Genomic DNA, 1,519 nt, shown 5'->3' with positions numbered 1-1,519 from the left:
CAAGTATGCGGATCTCTCCAAGAACCGCACCACCGACTACATCTTCGACTGGGATCTGATGCTGTCGTTTGAAGGCAACACCGCCCCCTACCTGCAATACGCCTACACCCGCATCCAGTCCATCTTCCGCAAGGCCGGCGTCGATGCCGACACCCTGAGCGGCAAGGTGGTCCTGAGCGAAGACGCCGAAGAGACCCTGGCCCAGAAGCTGATCCAGTTCTCCGACGCGGTCAACGGCGTGGCGGACAAGGGGATGCCGCACCTGCTCTGTACCTATCTGTACGAGCTCTCCGGCAACTTCATGACCTTCTACGAAGCCTGCCCGATCAATAAGGACGGCGTGGACGAGGCGACCCGCCAGAGCCGTCTGCTGCTGTGCGCCGCCACCGCCAAGGTGCTCAAGCTGGGCCTGGGCGTGCTGGGCATCCACACCCTGGAGCGCATGTAATAGATGGCGACCCGGGATTACGTCGGCAACAGCCCGAGACGACGGGCGGGTGGCCGTAACATCAAGAAAGCGGCCCCTCGCCGCTTTCCTGTTATCCCGGCACTGCTGGCCGGGGCCCTGGTCGTCGGTTTCGGCGCCTTCCTCTACCTCATCAACGGCAAGGGCGCCGATGCCCCCACCATCGAAGAGCAGGTGAAGGCCAACAAACCCAAGGCACAGGGCAATACCCTGCCCCAGGAGAAGTGGAGCTACATCGAGCGGCTGGAGAACAAGCAGGTGGACATCATAGAGCCGCCGCCCCAGCCGGGCGTGCTGCCGCCCCCGCCCGCCGAGACCATGACCCTGCAACCGGAGGCACTGCCCAAGCCGGTCGCGACCGACATCCCCCAGCCGGGAACCCCCATCGGTCAGGTGAAGCCCTATCAGCCGCAACCGGTGCAACCGGCCAAGCCGGCCACCGGCGCCCCGGTCGCCAGCGCCCGGGAGCAGGTGATCGACCAGAAGGCCGAGCGTGAGCGGATGGAGCGGGAGATCCGCGCCGAACTGGAGCGGGAGCGGGCCGAGGCCGCCAGGGCCAAGGCGGCGACCCAGACTGCACAGACCGCAGCCGCCGACGGCGGTCGCTACATGATGCAGTGTGCCGCCCTGCGCTCCCAGGATTCCGCGGAATCCCTCAAGGCGCGCATCGCCTTCACCGCCGGGCTCTCCTCCAGCCTGCAGGTGGTGAACGGGGCCGGTGGCGCCGTCTACAAGGTGATGGTGGGCCCCTTCAACGGCAAGGCGGCGGCCGACGCGGCCAACCGCAAGCTGCAGGGCTCGGGCATCAGCGGCTGCATCCCCAAGAAGGGGTGAATCGCCGCGTCCATGCACAGGGCCGGGTGGCAACACCCGGCCCTGTTTCTTTTGGCGCCATCCCGCGCCCACCCGATCCCTCCTCCGCGATCCGTGCTCGGCACAGGCTTGAAAAGCCGTTTTGCCATCCCCATCTTTTCCTCCATGCACAGTCAGGCCGTCATTCGGCTCAAGCGAGGTAAGTAAAGTGACTACCATAGTTTCAGTTCGCCGCAACGG

Annotated in this window: 2 protein-coding genes; both read left to right on the top strand. The window is 65.8% G+C overall.

All coding sequences use genetic code 11. The features are described from left to right. A partial coding sequence (locus G5358_RS21040) for a DALR anticodon-binding domain-containing protein (RefSeq protein WP_421324873.1) occupies window positions 1-448 on the top strand: 448 nt, incomplete at its 5' end. Window positions 449-451: 3 nt separating this feature from the next. Next, window positions 452-1,300, top strand: a complete 849-nt coding sequence (locus G5358_RS21035) for an SPOR domain-containing protein (RefSeq protein WP_052815344.1) — start codon at window positions 452-454, stop codon at window positions 1,298-1,300. Window positions 1,301-1,519: the final 219 nt, after the last annotated feature.

It is taken from the genome of Aeromonas sp. 604176 (assembly GCF_049170755.1).
GTDB lineage: Bacteria > Pseudomonadota > Gammaproteobacteria > Enterobacterales > Aeromonadaceae > Aeromonas > Aeromonas veronii_A.
The sequence above is the reverse complement of the archived record's forward strand: the minus strand, read 5'-3'. Positions and strand labels throughout refer to the sequence as shown.

Excerpts from the sequence above, each read along its gene's own strand:
- G5358_RS21035 (WP_052815344.1), top strand. The coding sequence starts at position 452 with ATGGCGACCCGGGATTACGTCGGCAACAGCCCGAGACGACGGGCGGGT.